This window comes from Staphylococcus durrellii (assembly GCF_015594545.1).
Classification (GTDB): Bacteria; Bacillota; Bacilli; order Staphylococcales; family Staphylococcaceae; genus Staphylococcus; species Staphylococcus durrellii.
On sequence record NZ_JADIIO010000001.1, the window covers coordinates 707,366 to 733,255 of the forward strand.

At 35.3% G+C, this 25,890-nt stretch carries 18 protein-coding genes, 6 tRNA genes, 3 rRNA genes and 1 pseudogene; 26 read left to right on the forward strand and 2 right to left on the reverse strand.

Going from position 1 to position 25,890, the window contains the following annotated elements:
* Positions 1-22 precede the first annotated feature (22 nt).
* The 7 genes from ISP02_RS03265 to ISP02_RS03295 all read left to right on the forward strand — a co-directional run bounded on the left by ISP02_RS03265 (position 23) and on the right by ISP02_RS03295 (position 8,639).
* Entirely contained in the window at positions 23-1,201 is a 1,179-nt protein-coding gene (locus ISP02_RS03265) for an MFS transporter (RefSeq protein WP_195720231.1), read from the forward strand.
* Positions 1,194-2,951 carry an IucA/IucC family protein gene (locus tag ISP02_RS03270; RefSeq protein ID WP_195720232.1) on the forward strand — a complete coding sequence of 586 codons (1,758 nt, stop codon included), beginning with the start codon at positions 1,194-1,196 and terminating at the stop codon, positions 2,949-2,951. Before ISP02_RS03265 ends, ISP02_RS03270 begins: the two co-directional genes overlap by 8 nt.
* 4 nt (positions 2,952-2,955) lie before the next feature.
* Positions 2,956-4,020, forward strand: coding sequence for an alanine racemase (locus ISP02_RS03275; RefSeq protein WP_195720233.1), 1,065 nt, complete (start codon positions 2,956-2,958; stop codon positions 4,018-4,020).
* An 80-nt stretch (positions 4,021-4,100) separates the two neighbouring features.
* Complete coding sequence (locus ISP02_RS03280) at positions 4,101-5,108, forward strand: ABC transporter substrate-binding protein (protein ID WP_195721816.1); 1,008 nt, start codon at positions 4,101-4,103, stop codon at positions 5,106-5,108.
* Between the two features lie 10 nt (positions 5,109-5,118).
* A complete protein-coding gene (locus tag ISP02_RS03285; RefSeq protein ID WP_195720234.1) occupies positions 5,119-6,150 on the forward strand; it encodes a FecCD family ABC transporter permease in 1,032 nt (343 codons plus the stop codon).
* Positions 6,147-7,109, forward strand: coding sequence for a FecCD family ABC transporter permease (locus tag ISP02_RS03290; protein WP_195720235.1), 963 nt, complete (start codon positions 6,147-6,149; stop codon positions 7,107-7,109). The genes ISP02_RS03285 and ISP02_RS03290 overlap by 4 nt, the downstream gene beginning before the upstream one ends.
* A gap of 156 nt (positions 7,110-7,265) precedes the next feature.
* A complete protein-coding gene (locus tag ISP02_RS03295; RefSeq protein ID WP_195720236.1) occupies positions 7,266-8,639 on the forward strand; it encodes a YjiH family protein in 1,374 nt (457 codons plus the stop codon).
* A gap of 68 nt (positions 8,640-8,707) precedes the next feature.
* Here the strand turns inward: ISP02_RS03295 and ISP02_RS03300 are convergent, their stop codons facing one another.
* Positions 8,708-9,028: a heme oxygenase gene (locus tag ISP02_RS03300; RefSeq protein ID WP_195720237.1), complete on the reverse strand. Its 321-nt coding sequence runs from the start codon at positions 9,026-9,028 to the stop codon at positions 8,708-8,710.
* Positions 9,029-9,160: 132 nt separating this feature from the next.
* Positions 9,161-9,421, reverse strand: a complete 261-nt coding sequence (locus ISP02_RS03305; protein WP_195720238.1) for a SunI/YnzG family protein — start codon at positions 9,419-9,421, stop codon at positions 9,161-9,163.
* A gap of 177 nt (positions 9,422-9,598) precedes the next feature.
* Here ISP02_RS03305 and ISP02_RS03310 point away from each other — a divergent pair, with 177 nt between their 5' ends.
* The 19 genes and pseudogenes from ISP02_RS03310 (at position 9,599) to ISP02_RS03400 (ending at position 25,882) form a co-directional block, all read left to right on the forward strand.
* Complete coding sequence (locus ISP02_RS03310; protein ID WP_195720239.1) at positions 9,599-10,108, forward strand: metal-dependent hydrolase; 510 nt, start codon at positions 9,599-9,601, stop codon at positions 10,106-10,108.
* A 108-nt stretch (positions 10,109-10,216) separates the two neighbouring features.
* Entirely contained in the window at positions 10,217-11,407 is a 1,191-nt protein-coding gene (locus ISP02_RS03315) for a UTP--glucose-1-phosphate uridylyltransferase (RefSeq protein WP_195720240.1), read from the forward strand.
* A gap of 14 nt (positions 11,408-11,421) precedes the next feature.
* Positions 11,422-12,108 (forward strand): PAQR family membrane homeostasis protein TrhA, encoded by a 687-nt coding sequence (gene trhA, locus ISP02_RS03320; RefSeq protein ID WP_195720241.1) that lies wholly within the window; start codon positions 11,422-11,424, stop codon positions 12,106-12,108.
* A gap of 181 nt (positions 12,109-12,289) precedes the next feature.
* Positions 12,290-13,627, forward strand: coding sequence for a multidrug efflux MFS transporter SdrM (gene sdrM / locus ISP02_RS03325; protein WP_195720242.1), 1,338 nt, complete (start codon positions 12,290-12,292; stop codon positions 13,625-13,627).
* A gap of 167 nt (positions 13,628-13,794) precedes the next feature.
* Positions 13,795-14,250 (forward strand): SepA family multidrug efflux transporter, encoded by a 456-nt coding sequence (locus ISP02_RS03330; protein WP_195720243.1) that lies wholly within the window; start codon positions 13,795-13,797, stop codon positions 14,248-14,250.
* A gap of 37 nt (positions 14,251-14,287) precedes the next feature.
* A pseudogene (locus ISP02_RS03335) lies at positions 14,288-15,726 on the forward strand (MDR family MFS transporter).
* 170 nt (positions 15,727-15,896) lie between these two features.
* The gene (locus ISP02_RS03340; protein WP_195720244.1) at positions 15,897-16,958 is read left to right on the forward strand and encodes an Mrp/NBP35 family ATP-binding protein; all 1,062 of its coding nucleotides are present in this window, start codon (positions 15,897-15,899) and stop codon (positions 16,956-16,958) included.
* A gap of 355 nt (positions 16,959-17,313) precedes the next feature.
* Positions 17,314-18,865, forward strand: a 16S ribosomal RNA gene (locus ISP02_RS03345).
* Positions 18,866-19,139: 274 nt separating this feature from the next.
* Positions 19,140-22,062: ribosomal RNA gene (locus ISP02_RS03350) — 23S ribosomal RNA — on the forward strand.
* Between the two features lie 76 nt (positions 22,063-22,138).
* A 5S ribosomal RNA gene (gene rrf, locus ISP02_RS03355) occupies positions 22,139-22,253 on the forward strand.
* The 16S, 23S and 5S rRNA genes sit together here with 6 tRNA genes alongside, the layout of an rRNA operon.
* An 11-nt stretch (positions 22,254-22,264) precedes the next feature.
* Positions 22,265-22,339: transfer RNA gene (locus ISP02_RS03360), tRNA-Asn, on the forward strand.
* 3 nt (positions 22,340-22,342) lie between these two features.
* Positions 22,343-22,414: transfer RNA gene (locus ISP02_RS03365), tRNA-Glu, on the forward strand.
* A 9-nt stretch (positions 22,415-22,423) separates the two neighbouring features.
* Positions 22,424-22,499 (forward strand) — tRNA-Val (locus ISP02_RS03370).
* 18 nt (positions 22,500-22,517) lie between these two features.
* Positions 22,518-22,601, forward strand: a tRNA-Tyr gene (locus ISP02_RS03375).
* Between the two features lie 4 nt (positions 22,602-22,605).
* A tRNA-Gln gene (locus tag ISP02_RS03380) sits at positions 22,606-22,680 on the forward strand.
* A gap of 5 nt (positions 22,681-22,685) precedes the next feature.
* Positions 22,686-22,758, forward strand: a tRNA-Lys gene (locus ISP02_RS03385).
* Between the two features lie 225 nt (positions 22,759-22,983).
* Positions 22,984-23,886: an arginase gene (rocF, locus tag ISP02_RS03390; RefSeq protein WP_195720245.1), complete on the forward strand. Its 903-nt coding sequence runs from the start codon at positions 22,984-22,986 to the stop codon at positions 23,884-23,886.
* A gap of 255 nt (positions 23,887-24,141) precedes the next feature.
* Positions 24,142-24,948: a diadenylate cyclase CdaA gene (gene cdaA / locus ISP02_RS03395; RefSeq protein WP_195720246.1), complete on the forward strand. Its 807-nt coding sequence runs from the start codon at positions 24,142-24,144 to the stop codon at positions 24,946-24,948.
* Between the two features lies 1 nt (position 24,949).
* Positions 24,950-25,882 carry a CdaR family protein gene (locus tag ISP02_RS03400; RefSeq protein ID WP_195720247.1) on the forward strand — a complete coding sequence of 311 codons (933 nt, stop codon included), beginning with the start codon at positions 24,950-24,952 and terminating at the stop codon, positions 25,880-25,882.
* Positions 25,883-25,890 lie beyond the last annotated feature (8 nt).

A 25,890-nucleotide genomic window follows, 5' to 3' on the forward strand; every position in this document is an offset into this window, starting at 1 on the left:
TTGAAAAGATAGGTGGATTTTCATGGCTAAGTATTTTTTTCCGAGTTCATTTCTGTTGTTCTTAGGAAATTGGATAGGACAAATAACGTTAAATTGGTATGTTTTTAGTTTATACCATAATGCAATATACTTGGGATTAATAAATTTTTTCAGACTTATTCCCATTTTAATTTTAAGTCTATGGGCTGGTACTTTAGCTGATAAATATAATAAAGCTACCTTAATTAAAATAACAATCTCGCTATCATTTATTTTAACGAGTTTACTATGCATACTCAACATATCGATTGATAAATTACCAATTATTATATTTTTAATTTATTCATTAGGTAGAGGAATATTGAGTGCAGTAGAGACACCTATAAGACAAGCTGCATTACCTAATTTAAGTTCTAAATTATCAACGACACAAGCGGTATCATATCATTCGTTTATTATAAATATATGTCGTTCAATTGGACCAGCAATCGCAGGTTTTATTGTTGCAACATATAATTCACAAGTTTCATTTGTGATTCAAGCCATTTGTTACTTGTTAGCCGCACTGGTTTGTTTACCGATTAGTTTAAAAAATGAAGACCCAATGATTTTAAATAAAACGATGTCTTTAAGCGTTGTTACTAACTATTTTAAAGACAATCTAGTAGGTGCAAGAATTTTTATAACATCATTATTGATAATGGCAACTGGATTTTCATTTAGTACACTGTTGCCTGTTTTAACGGATAAAAATTTTCCTGATCAAGCTGCCATATTTGGTACAGCAATGACATGCAGTGCAATTGGTGGAATTATTTCTACGATTATCTTGCCTAATATTTTAAATAAATTTTCAATCGTTCAAGTATACTATGGCAGCTCAATATTATTTGGCATAGCTCTATTAGGGACGATGATTTCTAATACATATACTTTATTTATTTCGATATTATTAATCGGATTATTTAGCCAATGGGCAAGAACTACTAATAGAATTTATTTCCAAGAACGTGTAAGTACTGAAGATAGAGGTAAGATAATAAGTGTAGTAATGATGGATCGAGGAATGATACCACTGGGTTCTATGGTCATGAGTTTTTTTGCAAATTATTTTGGTATAATTCAAACATTTATGATAATGGGAGTAAGTACCATATCAATAGCACTTATATTTAGCTTGATAAATAAAAGAAAGAAGTTGGAGGACCTGATATATGATTAGTTCAGCGTGTGACTTAGCGGATTTGAACGTTCAGCATCGTGTTATGAATGCAATAATAAAAGAAGAAATTTTTCCTGAAGGATTATTATTTAGTGAAAATAACAACCAAGTTAATTTGCAATATAAAGGTCGAGCGCTTGTACTCGAAGTTGATAGAAAAAGTATAATGCAACGATTTGTCTTTATTGGCAATCCAACTTATAAATGCGGTAATATACAGTATTCAATCACCAATCTTGAACAATTAATAGATATATTGACATATGAATTTGATATTAATATTCAAGAACGATTAAAAGAAGAATTATTATCAAGCAGAGATGGTTTTGAATTAACTTATCAAAATTTCGAAAATAGAAAAAAACATATACATTCAAGTTTAAGATTTACAAGAATGCCAGAAATAATTAATTTTTTCGCATGGCTACAACATATTACAGCTGAAAGTGATATGAACGACTTAAGTTATTCAGAAAGTCTTGTTTTGGAAGGTCATCCAACACACCCATTATCAAAAACTAAATTACCTTTGACACAAGAAGAAATGAAAAAGTATGCGCCTGAGTTTGAGAAGGTCATACCACTTAAACTTATGTTAATTCACAACGATAAAGCTGTACCAACCACTATGGAAGATGATGAACATTTTATATTAGATAGTGTCTTACCAGAATATAAATATAGACTGAAAGCATTTTTAGAGCCATATAATCTAAAACTTAAAGATTATCAAGTGATTTTAGTACATCCTTGGCAATATGACCATGTTATCGTTCATAAATTTAAATCATGGATTAAGGATCAATATTTGTTACCTACACCTTTTGAAATACCTTCTAAAGCGACATTATCGTTTAGAACAATGGAACTAATAAATAAACCATTTCATATTAAATTGCCTGTCAATGTACAAGCTACTAGTGCAGTTAGAACTGTAGGACCAGTGACAACCATAGACGGACCCCGACTTAGCTATGAATTGCAATCGATGTTAGAGATATATCCGCAATTACACGTGGCAACGGAGCCTTACGGTATTTATGCAGATGCTGAAGAATCTTTAGCTAAACAGTTGGCATGTATTGTCAGAAGAAAACCAATATTTGTGCGCAATGGTGTAACCATAGTAACGGCAAGTTTAGTAAATAAAAATCCAATTGATAATAAATATATTGTCGACAGTTACCTCGAATGGGTAGATAATGGGGTCAATAAAAATACAGTTGATAAATTTATATTTAATTATGCAGAAACATTAATTAAGCCACTTATTGCTTATATACAAGATTATGGCATAGCTTTAGAGGCTCATATGCAAAATACAGTAGTTAATTTAGGCAATGATTATCAAATGGCATTTATTGTAAGAGATTTAGGTGGTTCAAGAATAGACTTAAATACTATGTGTAATCGGTTGCCCAATGTGGAAATTAATAATACAAGTTTAATTGGAGAATCAATAGAAACAGTTATAGAAAAATTTCAACATGCCGTAATACAAAATCAAATTGCCGAACTAATTCATCATTTTAGTCAATATGAAGCCATCGAAGAACAAGCATTATTTAATATTGTGCAACGTATCGTTGACGAAGCAATTGATGATGATAAATGCCATGCCACTGAACTTCGAAAAATTTTATTTGGTGAAACAATTACAGTAAAAGCTCTTCTAAGAATGAGAATGGAAGAAAAAGTAAAGAAATATGTTACTACAGAATTACCTAATCCATTAAGAAAAGAGGTGTAAAGTAATGGTTCAACTACAAATTAATTTATCTAAAATTCAATATAACGCTAAAGTGTTATTGTCTACACTGGCAGAGCATGATATTAATTTTACACCGGTAATTAAGTGCGTAGCAGGAGATAAAAGAATTATTGAAGTTTTAAAACATATAGGACTAACACATTTTGCTGAAGCTCGCATTGATAATATTAACAAGTCTATTGATGAGGATGTATCTTTTACGATGATAAGAACGGTGAATAAAAGTGAGTTAGAAGATGTCGTTCTTAAAAGTAAAATGAGCATTCAAACTGAAATTACTACGATTAGACAAATAAATGAAATAGCAAAAAAGCATCATAAAAAACATCAAATTCTACTCATGATTGATTGGAAAGATGCTCGAGAAGGTATTTTAACCTACGACGTTATAGACTACATTCAAGAAATTTTAACGATGCATAATATTTGTTTATCTGGTTTGGCATTTAACTTTATGTGTTTTAATGCAATTCCACCAAATGACAATGACGTAGAAATGATAAATCAATTTGTAGCTTCTATTGAAAATGAAGCGGGTTTTCATTTCAAAATCATATCAGGCGGTAATTCAAGTATGTTGCCTCAAATGTTTTACAATAATTTAGGTATGATTAATGATTTACGTATTGGTGAGACACTATTTAGGGGCACAGATACTACGACTGATAAACCAATTGCAACTTTGTTTCAAGATGCGATAACTATGGAGGCAGAAATAGTAGAAATAAAACCAAGATTAGATATAGCTACTGGTAAAAACTACTTACAGGCTATATTAGATATCGGATATTTAGACACATACGCTGATGAACTAGTGCCGCTTAACAACAATATTCAAGTATTAGGGGCTACAAGTGATCATGTCATGGTTGATTTACAAAATTGTGATCATTATCAAGTAGGCGATACTATAAACTTTGCACTAGGATATAGAGCTTTAGCACAAAGTATGTATGCCGATAATATTCCTAAAAAATATGTGGAAGATTCAGGTATTCAACTCATAAATGAGCACTTCATAGAACAGCAATTAAATAGTTTTAATTAAAGGAAAATTTATATTGACAATGATAATCGTTATCAATACAATTAAATGTGTGATGTGATACATATTTAAGGAGTGAAATGATGAAACATAAAGTGAAATTCATAAGTATTATGTTTTTAGCATTATCATTGTTATTAGTAGCAGCATGTGGGACAGTTAGCAATAATGACTCTAAGAAATCTAGCAGCAAGAGCGAATCCAATGATACAGTTTCTATTAAAAATGATGGAGGCACAACTAAAGTTAAGAAAAATCCTAAAAAAGTTGTTGCATTAGAGTTTTCATTCGTTGATGCACTTGCAGCGTTAGGTGTTAAACCTGTAGGCGTTGCAGATGATGGCGATAAAAATAGATTGCTTGAACCAATTCGCGATAAAATTGGTGACTATAAATCAGTAGGGGCACGTAAACAGCCTAACTTAGAAGAAATCAGTAACCAAAAGCCTGATTTAATCATTGCAGATAGTAATAGACATAAAGGGATTAAGAAAGATTTAGAAAAAATAGCACCTACAATTATGTTACCTAGCTTTGATAGTGATTATAAAGACAACATTGAAGCATTCAAGACTATTGCTAAAGCAGTAGGTAAAGAAGATAAGGGGAAAGAAAGACTTGATAAGCACGAAAAATTAATGGACAAATACAGCAAAGAAATCACATTAGACAAAAAAGAAGCAGTATTGCCTGCAGTAGCTTCTAAATCAGGATTATTAGCACATCCAGAAAATACATACGTTGGACAGCTATTAAAAGATTTAGGCTTCAATAACGCTTTAAACAAAACTAAAACAGACAGTTTATCTAAATATTTAAAAGGACCTTATCTACAATTAAACTCTGAAGTACTTTCAGACATAAATCCTGGCAGAATGTTTATCATGACAGACAAAGGTAAAGACGATCCAGACTTGAAAAAACAAGAAAGTGATAAAGTTTGGAATGACATAGATGCAGTTAAGAATAATAGAGTCGAAGTAGTTGATAGAAATACATGGGCTCGTGCTAGAGGTATTATTTCTTCAGAAGAAATCGCTAAAGAATTAGTTAAGGTTTCAAAAAATGAAAGTAAATCTCAAGATAAGTAAGGTGGAAAAAATGGCTAAATTAAAAGTATTTAGCCAAACTAAGATTAAACAAGATAAGCCTAAGCGAGCAGCACTCATATTTATTGTGAGTGCGTGCTTGCTTTTTATCGTAATGTATTTAAACTTAGCTATTGGCTCTTCGCATATTACTACTCACGATATATTTAGTTACTTTACAGGCCATACTAATACGAAAGCGACATTTTTAGTGCACAATGTTCGCATGCCTAGAATGCTAGGGGGCTTATTAATTGGTGCGGCGCTCGCATTAGCTGGTTTGTTAATGCAAGCAATGACGAGAAATCCATTAGCGTCCCCACAAATATTTGGTGTGAATTCAGGTGCTTCTTTCGTAATTGTCCTAATTACATTAGCGATACCGTCACTATCATCTATTTCAACGATATTAGCATTTATCGGTGCTTTTATAGGTGGGCTAACCGTTTATTTATTATCAGGTTCAACTCAGAAAATAACACCTATCAAATTAGCACTAGCTGGTATGGCTGTGCATTTATTTTTCTCGAGTTTAACCCAAGGAATTATTTTACTGAATGAAGATTCAACTACTACAGTCATGTTTTGGCTTGTTGGATCATTATCAACTATAAAATGGGCTCAAATTATGAATATCTTGCCATGGTTAATTATAGCTTTTGTTGTAACTATATTGATGGGGAGACAATTATCTATATTAGAGTTAGGCGAAGATTTAGCAAAAGGATTAGGACAGAAAATTCAATTAATACGTATTATGATTGGCATACTAGTCATTGTTTTAGCAGGAACTTCGGTATCAATAGCTGGTCCGATTGGATTTGTTGGCCTTATCGTACCCCACATCGTTAAACATTATGTCAGTAGAAATTATTTATTAATGATTCCTTTATCGATGATTATTGGAGCAGATTTATTATTGCTTTCTGATGTCTTAAGTCGTTTAATTGCTTTTCCTTTCGAATCACCAGTTGGTATCGTTACATCATTTTTAGGAGCGGTATACTTCTTAGCAATTACAATTAGAGGAGTAGATCGACTATGACAAACAAATTTTTATTTCGTTACATAACTGTAACCATTTTATTGATATTAAGTACAATTCTTTCACTATCTGTTGGAGCAGTATTTATTAACCCAATAGATGTGGTCAAAGATGTATTTACACACAGTAATTTCATTATAAACGAGTACCGTATGCCTAGAATGATATTAGCTTTAATTGTAGGTAGCAGTCTTTCTATTTCTGGTGCGCTAATTCAAGGTGTAGTTAGGAATCCACTCGCTTCTCCGGATGTAATTGGTATAACGAAAGGTGCGAGCTTAACTGCGGTTATTATTATTATGTTATTCCCATCAGCGCCTTTATTCATATTACCCTTTGGCTCATTTGCGGGGGCATTAATAATAAGTGTATTATTAACATTTTGTATCACTAGATTAAATGTAAAAGGATCTAAGTTAGCATTAATAGGACTAGCAATTGGCGCAATATGTACAGCTATTGTGCAATATTTGTTAATAAGGAACCCACTTGATGCTAATAATGCATTAGTGTGGTTAACGGGAAGTTTATATGGGCATAATATGAATAATGTAGTAGCGCTTTTACCTTGGTTTATCTTAACACTACCTATTATTTTTTATTATAGTTTTCAACTAGACATACTCAATTTAGGTGATGATGTTGCGATGGCGTTAGGTGCAAGGGTTAAACATGTGAAGGTCATATTATTGCTACTGGCTGTTATATTAGCAGGTGCATCTATTTCAGTCGTTGGTGGTCTTACGTTTTTAGGTTTATTAGCACCACATATTGCTCGTTCCTTAGTCGGTCCTAAACATATTCATGTAGTTACTATGTCAGGTTTGATAGGTTCGTTATTATTAGTTGTCAGTGATACGTTAGCACGAGGGATACACCCTCCCTTAGATATTCCTGTAGGCGTCATTGTCACAATAGTTGGAACACCATATTTTTTATATTTATTAAGGAAAATGTAGGGTATAATAACATTAATAGTATATGTTTCGTTACAATGATAGAGAATATATATTTATGTAAATGACACTATTTACATAAATATTCATTTCAAGTTATAATTATTGCTGCATTACGGAGATGACGGAAATAGATGACATCTAAGGGAGATGAAGCTAATGAATCAATATAGTAGGTCGCAAATTATAAAAGGTCGTTTAAAGTTTATTATCATGTCACTTATTGGAATTATCCTGTTTTTATTACCCATAACAGTGACTAAAGACGGTAAAAAAGAAACAACACTAACGGTAGCTTATTTGGCGAGTGTTTTGAGAGATATAATAGGGGATGCAATGCCATTAATTATTGTATTAATTATCACTCTTTCGGGCATATTGTCATTGTTATGTTCTACAATTTATAGAAATAAGTTAAATCCAAGTGGTCTAATGTGCAATGCGTTTAATGTCAAATGGGTTTGGCTAATTTTAAGATTATTAGCAGTTGTTTTTGTTTGGATTACATATTTAAAAGTTGGAACTAAAGTCATTTACTCTGAAGATACTGGCGCGTTAATATTTACGAGTCTACTCCCCACATTAGTTACTGTATTTTTATTCGCTGCTTTATTTTTACCATTATTAATGGAATATGGTCTATTGGAACTATTAGGTCCAATTTTCAGACCAATCATGAGACCGCTTTTCACACTACCTGGCCGCTCTACAGTAGATAACTTAGCTTCATTTATAGGTGATGGTACTGTAGGTGTGTTAATAACAAGTAAACAGTATGAAGGTGGATTTTACTCAAAAAGGGAAGCAACAGTTATAGCGACCACTTTTAGTGTCGTATCTTTAACTTTTGCTATCGTCGTTGCACAAACGGTACATATGCAAAATCATTTCTTTTACTTTTATTTAACAGTCATTATATCTTGTATAGTATTAGCAGTTATTACGCCTAGAGTTTGGCCATTGCGATCAGTTAAAGATATCTATGCTAAAGAAGTACCTCAAGAGATGCGTACAGAGAAATTACCAGAAGGTAAAACTGCACTAGGTCATGGTTTTGATATGGCTACAGAAACTGGTATTAAGGCACCAGGATTTATAGCATTCTTTAAGTCTGGTTTTAAAACGGTTATAGATATGTGGTTTGTAATTTTACCTGTTGTTATGAGTATAGGTACGTTAGCAACAATTATTGCTAACTACACACCCTTATTTGCGATAATAGGCAAACCATTTGTGCCATATTTAGAATTATTGCAAATTCCTGAGGCATCACATGCTTCTGAGACCATAATTATTGGATTCGCCGATATGTTCTTACCTTCAATATTAATTGAAGGTGCAAATAGTAACATTACACTATTTGTCGTTGGCGCGCTTAGTATTACACAGCTTATTTATCTGTCAGAAGTTGGTGGCGTAATATTAGGTTCAAAAATACCGGTGAGTATATTTAAGTTATTTGTTATATTCCTTATACGTACCATTATTGCCTTACCTATAATAGCGCTAATGGCTCATTTATACTTCAATTAAACAATTACGCAAAATAAAAGTACGCCTCCTTGAATGGACGCGTACTTTTTTATATTTATATAATTGTATTAATTATTGTCTAGTGTAGATAGCACGTTGGCTTTTACTATTTTATTTCTTAAGACGGGTGACTCTTCTTTATTTGAATCGTCTTTTTTACTATGTGCTTCTTTGAAAGCATCACTATTTAACCAACCTTTAAAATCTTCTTCACTTTCCCACCATGTATTGACATACATTTGGTCAAAATCTTCTGAATCAGCGATTTGCCATACTTCAATGCGATTAAAGCCGGGTAATTCTTGTATTTTTCCCCCTGAAGTAAATTTGTTAGCCATTTTTGCTGCAAATCCTTTTTTTACGTCAATACGATTTGTTACTACATACATATTAGCCACCACCATGATTGATTTAATATATAACTATAAGTTCATAATAAGAAGTTCAATGTTTAGAGTCAATATAAAAGACATATAAAAAGAGACGATCGCTATGAGTGAGCTTTCGTCCCTTATTATATATTATTTAGTTAATTCATCATAAACCTTTTGATCATTTTGAGTATAAATAATGTATTCATAATCTGCTGTATCGATAATAACTCTGTTTGTTTTACCGAAAGTTGAACCAATTCTATAAACTTTTTCTCGGTCTAATTTAGGAACAGCATGTATGTTTTGATCCTGAGAAATGTTTTTGATTTCACTATTAGGAATTTTGATATCTGCAACTCTCCATTGAATTCTAACTTCATTATTATCTTTTTTTACTGTCATTGCCATATCTAGAACACATCCTTTAAATAATTTATGATTATATCATATAATAAAATGGAATCGTTTTCAAGGAATTATGTGATACTTTTTTAAAATGTGTCATACTTTAAACGGATTTACGAAAGTATGTTCGCTTAATAATAATGTATATGATAAAATAATTTACATTAAGGAGAAGTGATAATGACAGGGAAAACGCATGCATCGTGTGGGATTTTAGTAGGGGCGTTAGCTATCACATATTATAAGACAGATTTATTTACCTCAGTAACGATAGTGGTATTAGCAGTCATTGCTAGTTTATTACCAGATATCTGTCATACGCAAAGTAAAATTGGACGTAAAATTAAAGTGTTAAGCTTCTTTATTAGATTGCTTTTCGGACATCGAACCTTTACACATTCAATTTTATTTATAGCAATAATAGGTTTAGGTCTATATCTAATTCAAACACCACAATATTATTTTATTACAATAATTACTGGATTGATTTCGCATGTTATACTAGATATGTTAACGCCAAAAGGTGTGAAGTTATTATATCCTGTACCTCTAACTGTAAAATTGCCAATAACTTTTAAAACAGGTGGTTTAGTGGATTTATCATTGGCTTCTGCACTTATTATAGGAAGTGTTTACACTTTGTTTAAAGCTAATGTAGATGATTTAATTAAATATTTTATAAGTTATTAGTTGTTATATGAATCGATATGCTTTATTGTACAAACAGTGTTTTTTATTGTAATGGATACAAGTCAGTTAAGTTATTTCTATTAGATTAGAAATGTTAGGAGAGAATAGATGTTGGATAAAAAAGAACTAGAGAAATTTAATCAGGGTCATTTGATAGAATTCGAAAAGTTAATGAGTTCAAATGAAAAGTCCCAATTAAATGATAAGGTTAAATCTCTTGATTTAGAACAAATTCAAAATTTATACCAATCTTTATATTTAAATAAAAAAGTGATTGAAGATGTTTCTTCAGTTCAAGAAGTAAAATACGAAAAAAAAACAGACTTCACTCAACAAATGTTGGAAAATTATGAGCAACAAGGAATTCAAGCTATCAAAAATGGCAAATTCGCAGTTGTGCTTATGGCTGGTGGTCAAGGAACGCGATTAGGTTATAAAGGTCCGAAAGGTTCTTTTGAAATTGAAGGTGTAAGTCTATTTGAACTACAGGCTCGACAATTATTAGAGCTACAAGCTAAAACAGGTACTACTGTTGAATGGTACATTATGACTAGTTATATGAATGATAGAGAAACAAGGTTATTTTTTGAAGATAAAAATTATTTCGGCTATGACAATGAACATGTTCATTTCTTTATTCAAGACAATGTAGTGGCACTTTCTGAAGAAGGCAAATTAGTATTAGATGTTAACGGCAAAGTTTTAGAAACACCAAACGGCAATGGCGGTGTATTTAAATCACTTGATAAAGCAGGATATTTAAATGATATGAACGAAGCTGGAGTAGAATATATCTTTATGAATAATATCGATAATGTATTAGTTAAAGTATTAGACTTTGCATTTGCAGGTTATGTAGATGCTCATGGCAAAGATGTATCAACTAAATCAATACAACCTAAATCAGGTGAAAGTGTAGGCCGTTTAGTAAATGTAGATCATAAAGACACAATCTATGAGTATTCTGAACTAACAGAAGAAACTGCCAATGAGTTAAATAATGCGAACATTGGTATCCATGCCTTTAAGCTTTCATTCATACAAAATGTAGTCGATCGTGACTTGCCATATCATCTTGCTATTAAAAACTTAAAACAATTAGATGAAGATTTTGGCGTCATAGAACAACCAACGCTTAAATTTGAATTGTTCTATTTTGATATTTTCCAATATGCTAATAGTTTTATTACAGTGCAAGTTGATAGAAATGAAGAGTTCTCACCACTTAAAAATAAAGAAGGTAAAGACAGTGTAGAAACCGCAACTCAAGATTTAAAACGTATGAACATCTTAAAATAAGGGTGATTGATTGAATGAACGAATTTTCAAATGATAAACATGAACATAAATTTATGGAAACTTTTAAAGATATTATCCCTTTATCGTTTGGTGAGGAGGTAGGGAATGCGGCATCTCATGGTTTCGCTGCCTTTATAACATTATGCGTGTTGCCTTATGCAGCAGTACGCAGTTATATACATGGAGATGAACTCCTTGCATTTAGTGTTTCAGTTTTTGTAATCAGCATTTTTTTAATGTTCATTTCATCGACAGTGTATCACGCTATGGCTAATAATTCTGCTCATAAATATATTATGAGAATTATTGACCATAGTATGATATATGTAGCTATTACTGGTACTTATACTCCTATTTGTTTATCGCTTATTGGTGGTTGGATTGGTTGGACTGCCATGATTATCTTATGGGGTATTACGATTTGGGGTATATTATACAAATCATTAGCGAAACAAGTTAACCATAAATTAAGTTTGATTATGTACTTAGTTATGGGGTGGGTTGGAATTATATTTGTTCCAGCTATTATCGCGCATACCTCCATAACGTTTATGCTTTTTATATTATTTGGTGGTATTGCTTATACGGTAGGTGCTTGGTTTTATGCACAAAAAAACAAATCTTATTTTCATATGATATGGCACCTATTTATTGTATTAGCTTCTGCGTTTCACTTTATAGGTATTGTATTTTTTATGTAAGAGCAAAAATACAATGACAAATTTAATTATAAACTATGCAGCATCCTTTAATTTAAAGTTAGGGTGCTGCTTTAATGTTTTGTATAGGTCATCAGTAGTAATTTTGAATTTAACTATTGTCAGTTGTAAGTAAAAATGGTTAAGTAGTGTGTGATAAATTTTAGGAAGAAGCGGTGAAATTATGAAATTAAAATCTATCGGAATTGTTGTCGCATTGATTTTAATAATGTTTATGGCAGCGATTGAGACATCCATTATTTCTTTAGCATTACCAACTATTAAACAAAATTTCAATGCTGGTGGGTTAGCATCTTTAGTATTTGCAGTTTATTTTATAGCGATTGTTATTGCTAATCCAATAGTAGGAGAAGCGCTAGATCGATTAAAAATTAGCTATATAACGATAGTAGGTTTGATTTTATTTTCAATCGGTAGTTTATTTTCTGGTTTGAGCGAATCGTTTACAATGCTTATTATTTCTCGTTTTGTACAGGGGTTAGGCGCGGGTGTAATGATGGCGTTAAGCCAAATTGTTCCAAAACTAGCTTTCTCCATTCCACTTAGATATAAAGTAATGGGAACTGTAGGTAGTGTGTGGGGGATATCAAGTATTGTGGGACCATTATTAGGTGGTGCCATTTTGCAATTTTTATCATGGCATTGGTTATTCTTTATTAATTTACCTATTGCAGCAATTGCAATAGTGCTTGTGTTAATTACTTTCCATTTTAAAAATGAAACAAGTGAAACGAAGACTAATAGAAAATTGGATATCAAAGGTATGACTTTATTTTACATAATGATATTTGCTTTTATTTTTACGATTATGAATAAAGAACACTTGTTGTTAAACATAAGCTCGATCATAATTACTATATTGGTTGGTTATACACTTTATCGCTATGAAAAAGGAAAGAATTCACCATTTATACCAGTTACTGAATTTAATAAAACTATAATAGTTATTTTTATAACTGATTTTATCTATGCAATGATATTGATGGGTTATAACATTTATATGCCTGTGTACTTACAAGAACAATTAAACTTAACCCCGTTGCAAAGTGGTTTTGTTGTATTTCCTATATCAATAGCATGGTTAGTTTTGAACTTTTCATTAGGTAAATTAGAGCTTCAATTTTCGAGAAAGGGACTTTATTTATGTGCCTTTACCTTGTTAATTATTTGTGGGTTATTAATACTAATAGTAAAACAAGCACCTGTATTTATTGCTTTTAGTTTATTATTAGCAGGAATTAGTTTCGGTACAGTATATACGAAAGACAGTGTTATTATTCAAGAAGAAACTAGTCCTCATCACATGAAACGAATGATGTCGCTATATACGTTAACTAAAAGTTTAGGAAGTTCTATTGGTTCGACAATAATGGGTTACGTATACTATTTCTCATTACCATTTGTTAAGTTCAATATTTATAATGTTATTATGTTAACCTTTATCTTCTTAATTGTGTTAGTCATTCTATGGTTAGTTACGCAACGAAAAGAACGCGTATAATAGACAATGATATTGCAATTGAATTGAAGTGTTTTCTTAGTTAGTATTATAATTGTTATCATTAGTAGTTACTTTTTATTGGATAAAATGATATCCGTACTAATTTTTCAAGGAAATGTACCTGAATGTTTTTTATTGTAGCGCTTAATTAGGAGGGCAAAGATGCTATGAAGTTTGTCAAATACTTTTTTACAACGCTAATTGTTCTCACTATTTTTGTATTATCAGGTGCAATTTTCCTGACTTTTTTAGGGTTTGGTCTTTTTGGACTAAGTCGTATACTTATTTACTTTCATTTAGCCTATTTTGGATACAACAGAGGATTTTACGACAATTTATTATATTATGGTAGTTATATTGTTTTTGGTTACTTTACTTTATTTGCCATTGAAAATTTAATGGATTATTTTAGAAAGAAATTGAATAATAATCCTTATTTTCAAGGTTTAACATACCATTTAATCACTTTTATCGTAACGACTTTACTTTTTTACTTCGTCGTCCACATTCACTACGCCTATATCAACATAGAATTCTGGGTAATCTTAGTCATTATGGGATTATTGTTTATTTGTAAAGAAGTGTTTTATCCAGATAGTAAAGATTTAAATCAAAAAAAATAACAGTAATATTAGATATATTACTGAAAGGAGTGACTGGATGCCCTCGCAGTCTATATCAAATTCACAAAGAAATATGATCGTTGCGGTAATGATTGTAAGTGCGTTTGTAGCAATCTTAAACCAAACGTTATTGAATACAGCCTTACCTCAAATAATGGAAGGTTTAAATATTTCTGAGAACACATCACAATGGTTAGTTACCGGTTTTATGCTAGTTAATGGCGTTATGATACCTTTAACAGCCTTCTTAATGGATAAAATCAAGACACGCCCACTTTATTTAATCGCTATGGGAATATTTTTAATTGGTTCTGTAGTTGCTGCACTAGCACCTAATTTTGGTATTTTAATGCTAGCGCGTGTAATTCAAGCAATGGGTGCAGGTATTATTATGCCTTTAATGCAATTTACATTGTTTATGCTATTCCCTAAGAGTAAACGAGGTTTTGCCATGGGCTTAGCAGGATTGGTTATTCAATTTGCACCTGCAATCGGCCCGACTTTATCAGGACTAGTTATCGATGCTACTAGTTGGAGAATGCCATTTATAATAGTAGTAGGTGTTGCGCTGTTAGGTTTTATTTTCGGTGCAATATTCATTAGAAGTTATAACGAAACGAAAGATACAGTACTCGATAAGAGATCAGTTGTTTATTCAACTTTAGGCTTTGGTATTTTATTATATGCATTTAGTAGTGCGGGTAATTTAGGATTTTCTAGTCCTATTGTCATAATTGCACTTATTGTCAGTGTTATTATTATTACTGCATTTATTAGACGTCAATTAAATATTTATAATCCGTTATTAAATTTAGTCGTATTTAAAAATAAAGTGTTTACTTTAACGACTGCATCATCAATGATCGTTATGATGGGTATGGTAGGACCAGCATTATTAATACCACTTTATGTAAAAATGCATTAGGCCTTTCAGCATTTTTATCGGGTTTAGTTATTATGCCTGTTGCTATAATTAATGGAATTATGTCCATATATACTGGTAAATTTTATGATAAATATGGCGCGCGACCATTGATTTTAACAGGGTTTACACTGTTTTTAATTTTCACTATTTTATTATGTTTCCTCACTGTTGAAACATCTTATACTTATTTAATTATTGTATATGCACTAAGAATGTTTTCTGTATCATTATTAATGATGCCTTTAAATACAGCTGGTATTAATTCTTTAAAAAATAAAGATATTTCTCACGGTACAGCCATCAGTAACTTTGGACGAGTAACGGCCGGTTCTTTAGGCACTGCGCTTATGGTAACGTTTATGACAGTTGGCGCAAAAATATTTGCACCAGAACCGACGGCACATGAAAGTAAAGCATTGTTACAACGACAAGCTATAGCAGGCGGAGTAGATTTTGCTTTTGCAATTGTGTCTGTATTAGTAGTTATAGGTTTAATCATGGCTTGGTTTGTTAGAGAAGACAGAACGAATGTGAATACAAGAGAAATTTAGTATATTTGTAAAAGAAGTTAGCTCTTAAATTTTTTATTTTGAGCTAACTTCTTTTTTCATTTTCACTTTAAACTTATACTTACATTAAATTAATTATTACTATACATAGCTAATAGTAGCGTTTTTTTGTTAGAATAAAATTAATAATAACAATTTGAGGGGGATTTACTGTGTTAACAGTTGAACAAGTTAAAGAGCTTGTTGGAAAAATTAATGATCCAATAATAAACGTACCTTTATCTGAAAATGATGGTGTTATAGAAGTCTCTATAAAAGAAGAAATCGAGCATGTAAGTGTTAAAGTAGCAATTGCACAATTAGGGGGGCAACCTCAATTAGACCTTCAAATGAAAATTGTTGAAGCATTAAAAGAGAATGGGGCAAATACTGTAGGAATTAGATTTGAGGAACTTCCTGCTGATACTGTAGATAAATATAAAGGTTCATCTAGTGATCAACCACAAACAATAGAAGGTTTATTATCTAAAGATAATCCGGTTGAGTTTATTGCTATAGCATCTGGTAAAGGTGGCGTTGGTAAATCTACCGTAGCGGCCAACTTAGCAGTATCTTTAGCTAGAGAAGGTAAAAGAGTAGGATTAGTTGATGCTGATATTTATGGTTTTAGTATTCCAGATATGATGGGCATTAATGAAAGACCAGGCGTAGACGGTAAAGAAATTATACCAGTAGAACGTTACGGGGTTAAAGTTATATCAATGGCATTTTTTGTTGAAGAAAATGCTCCTGTTATATGGAGAGGTCCTATGTTAGGCAAGATGTTAAACAATTTCTTTACTGAAGTAAGATGGGGAGATTTAGATTATTTAATTTTAGATTTACCTCCAGGTACGGGAGACGTTGCATTAGACGTTCATACAATGTTGCCATCTAGTAAAGAGATTATTGTAACTACGCCACATCCTACAGCAGCATTTGTTGCAGCGAGAGCGGGTGCGATGGCTAAACACACTGAGCATTCTATCCTTGGTGTTATAGAAAATATGTCTTATTTTGAAAGTAAAGAAACTGGAAATAAAGAATATGTATTTGGCACAGGTGGTGGTGAGAAGTTAGTTGAAGAACTTAGAACTGACCTTTTAGGTAAGTTACCACTAGCACAGCCTTCTTGGGATCCACAAGACTTTGCACCTTCTATATATCAAGAAGAAGATGCCATAGGTAAAATATATCAATCTATGGCGCAACAGATCATTGAAAAAACTCAATAACACAGTAGAAAAGTACACAATTTATTGTGTGCTTTTCTATTGCAATTTTTTGATATGGTGGTACAATAATTCTTTGTGAGCCAATAGTAGTTAATTAATAATTTAAGTATTATTGCTCAATAAAAAATATTAAAAAGTAGTTGACTTGGATAGCGCTATTTGATAATATAAAAAAGTCGCCAAAAACGACAAAAATTTTATTAATTTTTTTCTTGAAAGTGTAAAATTTATTCTTGATAAAATTTAAATAAGATTTTAAAATAAATAAAGTATTCTTAATTTACAAGTGAAGAAACAAATTAATTTTGATTGACAAAACATTGGTTTGTATGATAAATTTGTAAGGCGAATATTTACTATGGAGAGTTTGATCCTGGCTCAGGATGAACGCTGGCGGCGTGCCTAATACATGCAAGTCGAGCGAACGGATAAGGAGCTTGCTCCTTTGACGTTAGCGGCGGACGGGTGAGTAACACGTGGGTAACCTACCTATAAGACTGGAATAACTTCGGGAAACCGAAGCTAATGCCGGATAACATGTAGAACCGCATGGTTCTACAGTGAAAGATGGTTTTGCTATCACTTATAGATGGACCCGCGCCGTATTAGCTAGTTGGTAAGGTAACGGCTTACCAAGGCAACGATACGTAGCCGACCTGAGAGGGTGATCGGCCACACTGGAACTGAGACACGGTCCAGACTCCTACGGGAGGCAGCAGTAGGGAATCTTCCGCAATGGGCGAAAGCCTGACGGAGCAACGCCGCGTGAGTGATGAAGGTCTTCGGATCGTAAAGCTCTGTTATTAGGGAAGAACATGTGCGTAAGTAACTGTGCGCATCTTGACGGTACCTAATCAGAAAGCCACGGCTAACTACGTGCCAGCAGCCGCGGTAATACGTAGGTGGCAAGCGTTATCCGGAATTATTGGGCGTAAAGCGCGCGTAGGCGGTTTCTTAAGTCTGATGTGAAAGCCCACGGCTCAACCGTGGAGGGTCATTGGAAACTGGGAGACTTGAGTGCAGAAGAGGAAAGTGGAATTCCATGTGTAGCGGTGAAATGCGCAGAGATATGGAGGAACACCAGTGGCGAAGGCGACTTTCTGGTCTGTAACTGACGCTGATGTGCGAAAGCGTGGGGATCAAACAGGATTAGATACCCTGGTAGTCCACGCCGTAAACGATGAGTGCTAAGTGTTAGGGGGTTTCCGCCCCTTAGTGCTGCAGCTAACGCATTAAGCACTCCGCCTGGGGAGTACGACCGCAAGGTTGAAACTCAAAGGAATTGACGGGGACCCGCACAAGCGGTGGAGCATGTGGTTTAATTCGAAGCAACGCGAAGAACCTTACCAAATCTTGACATCCTTTGACCACTCTGGAGACAGAGTTTTCCCCTTCGGGGGACAAAGTGACAGGTGGTGCATGGTTGTCGTCAGCTCGTGTCGTGAGATGTTGGGTTAAGTCCCGCAACGAGCGCAACCCTTAAGCTTAGTTGCCATCATTAAGTTGGGCACTCTAAGTTGACTGCCGGTGACAAACCGGAGGAAGGTGGGGATGACGTCAAATCATCATGCCCCTTATGATTTGGGCTACACACGTGCTACAATGGACAATACAAAGGGCAGCTAAACCGCGAGGTCATGCAAATCCCATAAAGTTGTTCTCAGTTCGGATTGTAGTCTGCAACTCGACTACATGAAGCTGGAATCGCTAGTAATCGTAGATCAGCATGCTACGGTGAATACGTTCCCGGGTCTTGTACACACCGCCCGTCACACCACGAGAGTTTGTAACACCCGAAGCCGGTGGAGTAACCATTATGGAGCTAGCCGTCGAAGGTGGGACAAATGATTGGGGTGAAGTCGTAACAAGGTAGCCGTATCGGAAGGTGCGGCTGGATCACCTCCTTTCTAAGGATATATTCGGAACATCTTCTACGAAGATGAGAGGGATAACGTAGACATATTGTATTCAGTTTTGAATGCTCATAGAGTATTCAAAGATTGTACATTGAAAACTAGATAAGTAAGTAAAAATAGATTTTACCAAGCAAAACCGAGTGAATTAGAGTTTTTAAAAGCTTGAATTCAAACTAAAATAATCGCTAGTGTTCGAAAGAACACTCACAGATTAATAACATTTTGGGTTTTGAGTTAAACATTGCGTTTGACTTAAAAACAAAAAGATTAAGTTATTAAGGGCGCACGGTGGATGCCTTGGCACTAGAAGCCGAAGAAGGACGTTACTAACGACGATATGCTTTGGGGAGCTGTAAGTAAGCGTTGATCCAGAGATTTCCGAATGGGGAAACCCTACACGAGTCATGTCGTGTAATCAACATGTGAATACATAGCATGTTTGAAGGCATACCCGGAGAACTGAAACATCTTAGTACCCGGAGGAAGAGAAAGAAAAATCGATTCCCTGAGTAGCGGCGAGCGAAACGGGAACAGCCCAAACCAACAAGCTTGCTTGTTGGGGTTGTAGGACACTCTATACGGAGTTACAAAAGTTATTGTTAGACGAAGCATCTGGAAAGATGCATCAAAGAAGGTAATAATCCTGTAGTCGAAAACGATAGCACTCTTGAGTGGATCCTGAGTACGACGGAGCACGTGAAATTCCGTCGGAATCTGGGAGGACCATCTCCCAAGGCTAAATACTCTCTAGTGACCGATAGTGAACCAGTACCGTGAGGGAAAGGTGAAAAGTACCCCGGAAGGGGAGTGAAAGAGAACTTGAAACCGTGTGCTTACAAGTAGTCAGAGCCCGTTAATGGGTGATGGCGTGCCTTTTGTAGAATGAACCGGCGAGTTACGATTTGATGCAAGGTTAAGCAGGAAATGTGGAGCCGTAGCGAAAGCGAGTCTGAATAGGGCGTTGAGTATTTGGTCGTAGACCCGAAACCAGGTGATCTACCCATGACCAGGTTGAAGTTCAGGTAACACTGAATGGAGGACCGAACCGACTTACGTTGAAAAGTGAGCGGATGAGTTGTGGGTAGCGGAGAAATTCCAATCGAACCTGGAGATAGCTGGTTCTCTCCGAAATAGCTTTAGGGCTAGCCTCAAGTGATGATTATTGGAGGTAGAGCACTGTTTGGACGAGGGGCCCTTATCGGGTTACCGAATTCAGACAAACTCCGAATGCCAATCAATTTAACTTGGGAGTCAGAACATGGGTGATAAGGTCCGTGTTCGAAAGGGAAACAGCCCAGACCACCAGCTAAGGTCCCAAAATATATGTTAAGTGGAAAAGGATGTGGCGTTGCCCAGACAACTAGGATGTTGGCTTAGAAGCAGCCATCATTTAAAGAGTGCGTAATAGCTCACTAGTCGAGTGACACTGCGCCGAAAATGTACCGGGGCTAAACATATTACCGAAGCTGTGGATTGTCCGTAGGACAATGGTAGGAGAGCGTTCTAAGGGCGTTGAAGCATGATCGCAAGGACATGTGGAGCGCTTAGAAGTGAGAATGCCGGTGTGAGTAGCGAAAGACGGGTGAGAATCCCGTCCACCGATTGACTAAGGTTTCCAGAGGAAGGCTCGTCCGCTCTGGGTTAGTCGGGACCTAAGCTGAGGCCGATAGGCGTAGGCGATGGATAACAGGTTGATATTCCTGTACCACCTAAATTCGTTTTAAGCGATGGGGGGACGCAGTAGGATAGGCGAAGCGTGCTGTTGGAGTGCACGTCCAAGCAGTAAGACTGAGTGTTAGGCAAATCCGGCACTCATAAGGTCAAGCTGTGATGGGGAGAGGAAATTGTTTCCTCGAGTCGTTGATTTCACACTGCCAAGAAAAGCCTCTAGCTAGAATATTAGGTGCCCGTACCGCAAACCGACACAGGTAGTCAAGATGAGAATTCTAAGGTGAGCGAGCGAACTCTCGTTAAGGAACTCGGCAAAATGACCCCGTAACTTCGGGAGAAGGGGTGCTCTCTAGGGTTAACGCCCGGGAGAGCCGCAGTGAATAGGCCCAAGCGACTGTTTATCAAAAACACAGGTCTCTGCTAAACCGTAAGGTGATGTATAGGGGCTGACGCCTGCCCGGTGCTGGAAGGTTAAGAGGAGTGGTTAGCTTCTGCGAAGCTACGAATCGAAGCCCCAGTAAACGGCGGCCGTAACTATAACGGTCCTAAGGTAGCGAAATTCCTTGTCGGGTAAGTTCCGACCCGCACGAAAGGCGTAACGATTTGGGCACTGTCTCAACGAGAGACTCGGTGAAATCATAGTACCTGTGAAGATGCAGGTTACCCGCGACAGGACGGAAAGACCCCGTGGAGCTTTACTGCAGTCTGATATTGAAATTCGGCACAGTTTGTACAGGATAGGTAGGAGCCTTAGAAACGTGAACGCTAGTTTACGTGGAGGCGTTGGTGGGATACTACCCTCGCTGTGTTGGATTTCTAACCCGCACCATTTAGCATGGTGGGAGACAGTGTCAGATGGGCAGTTTGACTGGGGCGGTCGCCTCCTAAAGAGTAACGGAGGCGCTCAAAGGTTCCCTCAGAATGGTTGGAAATCATTCACAGAGTGTAAAGGCATAAGGGAGCTTGACTGCGAGACTTACAAGTCGAGCAGGGTCGAAAGACGGACTTAGTGATCCGGTGGTTCCGCATGGAAGGGCCATCGCTCAACGGATAAAAGCTACCCCGGGGATAACAGGCTTATCTCCCCCAAGAGTTCACATCGACGGGGAGGTTTGGCACCTCGATGTCGGCTCATCGCATCCTGGGGCTGTAGTCGGTCCCAAGGGTTGGGCTGTTCGCCCATTAAAGCGGTACGCGAGCTGGGTTCAGAACGTCGTGAGACAGTTCGGTCCCTATCCGTCGTGGGCGTAGGAAATTTGAGAGGAGCTGTCCTTAGTACGAGAGGACCGGGATGGACATACCTCTGGTGTACCAGTTGTCGTGCCAACGGCATCGCTGGGTAGCTATGTATGGACGGGATAAGTGCTGAAAGCATCTAAGCATGAAGCCCCCCTCAAGATGAGATTTCCCAACTTCGGTTATAAGATCCCTCAAAGATGATGAGGTTAATAGGTTCGAGGTGGAAGCATGGCGACATGTGGAGCTGACGAATACTAATCGATCGAAGACTTAATCAATTTTTAAATGTTTTGATTGGTTGATTTATATTTACTTACTATCTAGTTTTGAATGTATAAATGTTATACATCATTGTCTGGTGACAATGGCAAGGAGGTCACACCTGTTCCCATGCCGAACACAGAAGTTAAGCTCCTTAGCGCCGATGGTAGTCGGATTTACATCCCGCTAGAGTAGGACGTTGCCAGGCAATATTATTATTCCACAGTAGCTCAGTGGTAGAGCTATCGGCTGTTAACCGATCGGTCGTAGGTTCGAGTCCTACCTGTGGAGCCATATGGCCCCGTGGTCAAGCGGTTAAGACACCGCCCTTTCACGGCGGTAACACGGGTTCGAGTCCCGTCGGGGTCATTACATATTGGAGAATTAGCTCAGCTGGGAGAGCATCTGCCTTACAAGCAGGGGGTCGGCGGTTCGAACCCGTCATTCTCCACCATTTAAGTTTAATAAGCACGGAGGGGTAGCGAAGTGGCTAAACGCGGCGGACTGTAAATCCGCTCCTTCGGGTTCGGCAGTTCGAATCTGCCCCCCTCCACCATTATTGGGCTATAGCCAAGCGGTAAGGCAACGGACTTTGACTCCGTCACGCGCTGGTTCGAATCCAGCTAGCCCAGCCATTTTTGAGCCATTAGCTCAGTTGGTAGAGCATCTGACTTTTAATCAGAGGGTCAGAGGTTCGAATCCTCTATGGCTCACTTGTAAAACACTTCTTAGGAAGTGTTTTTTTTTATGAATTTCTTTATACAAATTTAAACGAGATTTATGCAAGAACTAGGACTATAATGAATGTTCAAACGTTTTAATGTTTTTATATGTAAAATCTTCTTGATGCGTTGTAATACAAGGCTTTGATTAGCTTGAAAGTTTAATCTGAATAACGTATTCTAGGATTAAAATGAATGCAAAGGGGTTTTAAATCTATGAAAAACATTAATATTATTGGGGCACCATCGACATTTGGGCAAAGGAAATTAGGGGTAAACTTTGGACCGGATGCAATAAGATACGCAGGTATAGTTGATCGTATTAGACGTATTGGTTATACAGTCGTAGATAAAGGTAATGTAAAAGTTCCTGAAATCAATTTGGACAAGTTTAATTCAGAACAAGAAGGATTAAGAAATATTGACGAAATCTTACAAGTGTCTGAAAACTTGAGTAATGCAGTGTCTGACAGTATACAAGACGGTGCCTTTCCATTAATATTAGGTGGCGATCATTCGATAGCTATTGGTTCTATTTCTGGTATAAGTAAACATTATGATAATTTAGGTGTCATTTGGTATGATGCCCATGGAGATTTAAATGTTCCTGAAGAATCACCATCAGGTAATATCCATGGCATGCCTTTAAGAATTTTAGCAGGTGATGGCGATGATAGATTAGTAAATATTTCTAATTATGCACCTAAAGTTAAACCTGAAAATATTGTTTTAATAGGTATGCGAGACTTGGACACTGGTGAGCGAGAATATATTAAAAATAATAATATTAATACATATACAATGGCTGATATTGATAGATTAGGTATTCAACAGGTTATTAATGAATCGATTGATCATCTTAAAGATAAAACAGATGGCATTCATTTATCATTAGATGTGGACGCATTAGATCCAGTCGAAACACCTGGTACTGGAACTAGAGTTTTAGGTGGTTTGAATTATAGAGAAAGCCATTTTGCATTAGAACTTCTACATAATACTCAACTTATCACTTCAATGGATTTAGTTGAAGTTAATCCATTAATCGATAAAAATAATCATACTGCAGAACAGGCAGTTGGACTTGTAGGAAGTTTCTTTGGTGAAACTTTGCTATAGTATGTTTTATGAATTACTACTTAAAGACATAACACTATAATGAATAATATAAAATTTAACTATGCCCAAATTGATATATTTGGGCATAGATTTTTTTACTCAGTGTAAGTGAAGGATCTAACAGTTTTCTTGAAATTTATATTTATATACAATTCAATATCTTTTATTTTTTAGATTTATTGAGTCATAATATGACAGTATAATAGAAGATTGGTATAATGTTTACAGTGGGATTAGAATACCGGAGGAGATGTCATGGATTTATCCAATTTATTTGAACATTGGAGCACCGTTAAAATTATAACGAGCGTGCTTGACTTATTAATTGTATGGTATGTACTGTATCTTCTCATAACTGTGTTTAAAGGTACAAAAGCCATTCAATTGTTAAAAGGAATACTCGTAATTGTCGTAGGACAACAGATTAGTAAAATGCTAAGTTTAACAGCAACTTCACGTTTGTTTGATTTAGTAATTCAATGGGGTGTATTAGCACTCATTGTTATTTTCCAACCAGAAATACGAAGAGCTTTAGAACAACTAGGACGAGGAAGTTTATTTAAACGTTATGCTAGTAACGTTAATAGTGATGAAAATAAATTAATTTCTGCTGTGTCGAAAGCTGTACAATATATGGCGAAAAGACGTATTGGCGCATTAATTGTATTTGAAAAAGATACTGGATTACAAGACTACATAGAAACTGGTATACCTATGAACTCTAATATTTCACAAGAATTATTAACTAACGTCTTTATACCTAATACACCATTGCATGATGGTGCAATGATTATTCATGATAATAAGATTGCGAGCGCTGCCTGCTATTTACCTCTTTCCGATAGTGCGAAAATAGCAAAAAGTTTAGGTACTAGACATAGAGCAGCTGTAGGTATTTCTGAAGTGTCAGACGCTTTTACAGTTGTTGTTTCTGAAGAAACTGGTTCAATATCTGTCACATTTGATGGTAAATTAAGAAAAGATATTTCAACTGAAGCATTTGAAGAACTTCTTGCTGAACATTGGTTCGGCTCACGCTTGCAAGAGAAGGGTGTGAATTAATATGTTAGAAAGTAAATGGGGGCTACGTCTTATAGCTTTAGCTTTGGCTGTATTTTTCTTTTTATCGGCAAATAATGTTTTTGGAAATATGTTTAATGCGGATAAATTCAGTCAAAAGAGTACAGAGACTATTGAAAGCGTGCCAGTTGAAACCAAATATGATAATGATAAATTGTACGCGAATAATGTACCTGGCAAAGTAGATGTAGATATATCTGGCCCACAATCGCAAGTTTTAAAGGCAGAAAATGGTCAAAATATAAAAGTATCACTGGATTTATCTGGTGCTAAAGCTGGCAAACATACAGCTCAATATAAAGTGAGTGGTTTAAGTAAAGATATTGATTACAAAGTTAAACCAAAAGAAGCAACTATCAATCTTGAGGAAAAAGTTACAAAAGAGATTAAAGTTGATCCAGACGTAAGTATAGATAATATCGATTCAGACTATATGATAGCCAGTCAAAGTGTATCACCTGAAAAAGTAAAAGTGACTGGTGGACAAACTCAAATCGATAAAATTGCTTATTTAAAAGCGCATTACAAAAATAAGAGCAAAATTGCTAAAAATACGACAGATTTAGCTAACATTACAGCATTTGATAGAAACCTAAATAAATTAAACGTTTCAATTCGACCTGATGAAGTCAATTTAACGACTAAGGTTAAACCTTATAGTAAAAAGGTTAAAATAAAAACGAAAACCACAGGCTCTTTAGCTAATGGTAAAGATTTAGACACTATTAAATTGGATAAAGATGAAGTAGAAATTTTTGGTAATAGAGAAGATTTACAAAATATTGACTCTATCACTGGTGAGGTTAATCTAGATGATATTTCCGATACTACTGACAGAGATGTATATTTTAAACCACCTAAAAAAATATCCAAAGTCCAACCCGATAATACAACTGCGAAAGTTACAGTTAAATAATAGGAATA

Coding starts and splice junctions, on each gene's coding strand:
- ISP02_RS03330 (WP_195720243.1), top strand. CDS start 13,795: ATGAAGTTTGTCAAATACTTTTTTACAACGCTAATTGTTCTCACTATT.
- cdaA (WP_195720246.1), top strand. CDS start 24,142: ATGGATTTATCCAATTTATTTGAACATTGGAGCACCGTTAAAATTATA.
- ISP02_RS03295 (WP_195720236.1), top strand. CDS start 7,266: ATGAATCAATATAGTAGGTCGCAAATTATAAAAGGTCGTTTAAAGTTT.
- ISP02_RS03305 (WP_195720238.1), bottom strand. CDS start 9,421: ATGGCAATGACAGTAAAAAAAGATAATAATGAAGTTAGAATTCAATGG.
- ISP02_RS03275 (WP_195720233.1), top strand. CDS start 2,956: ATGGTTCAACTACAAATTAATTTATCTAAAATTCAATATAACGCTAAA.
- ISP02_RS03265 (WP_195720231.1), top strand. CDS start 23: ATGGCTAAGTATTTTTTTCCGAGTTCATTTCTGTTGTTCTTAGGAAAT.
- ISP02_RS03310 (WP_195720239.1), top strand. CDS start 9,599: ATGACAGGGAAAACGCATGCATCGTGTGGGATTTTAGTAGGGGCGTTA.
- ISP02_RS03280 (WP_195721816.1), top strand. CDS start 4,101: ATGAAACATAAAGTGAAATTCATAAGTATTATGTTTTTAGCATTATCA.
- ISP02_RS03290 (WP_195720235.1), top strand. CDS start 6,147: ATGACAAACAAATTTTTATTTCGTTACATAACTGTAACCATTTTATTG.
- ISP02_RS03285 (WP_195720234.1), top strand. CDS start 5,119: ATGGCTAAATTAAAAGTATTTAGCCAAACTAAGATTAAACAAGATAAG.
- ISP02_RS03315 (WP_195720240.1), top strand. CDS start 10,217: ATGTTGGATAAAAAAGAACTAGAGAAATTTAATCAGGGTCATTTGATA.
- sdrM (WP_195720242.1), top strand. CDS start 12,290: ATGAAATTAAAATCTATCGGAATTGTTGTCGCATTGATTTTAATAATG.
- ISP02_RS03400 (WP_195720247.1), top strand. CDS start 24,950: ATGTTAGAAAGTAAATGGGGGCTACGTCTTATAGCTTTAGCTTTGGCT.
- rocF (WP_195720245.1), top strand. CDS start 22,984: ATGAAAAACATTAATATTATTGGGGCACCATCGACATTTGGGCAAAGG.
- trhA (WP_195720241.1), top strand. CDS start 11,422: ATGAACGAATTTTCAAATGATAAACATGAACATAAATTTATGGAAACT.
- ISP02_RS03270 (WP_195720232.1), top strand. CDS start 1,194: ATGATTAGTTCAGCGTGTGACTTAGCGGATTTGAACGTTCAGCATCGT.
- ISP02_RS03300 (WP_195720237.1), bottom strand. CDS start 9,028: ATGTATGTAGTAACAAATCGTATTGACGTAAAAAAAGGATTTGCAGCA.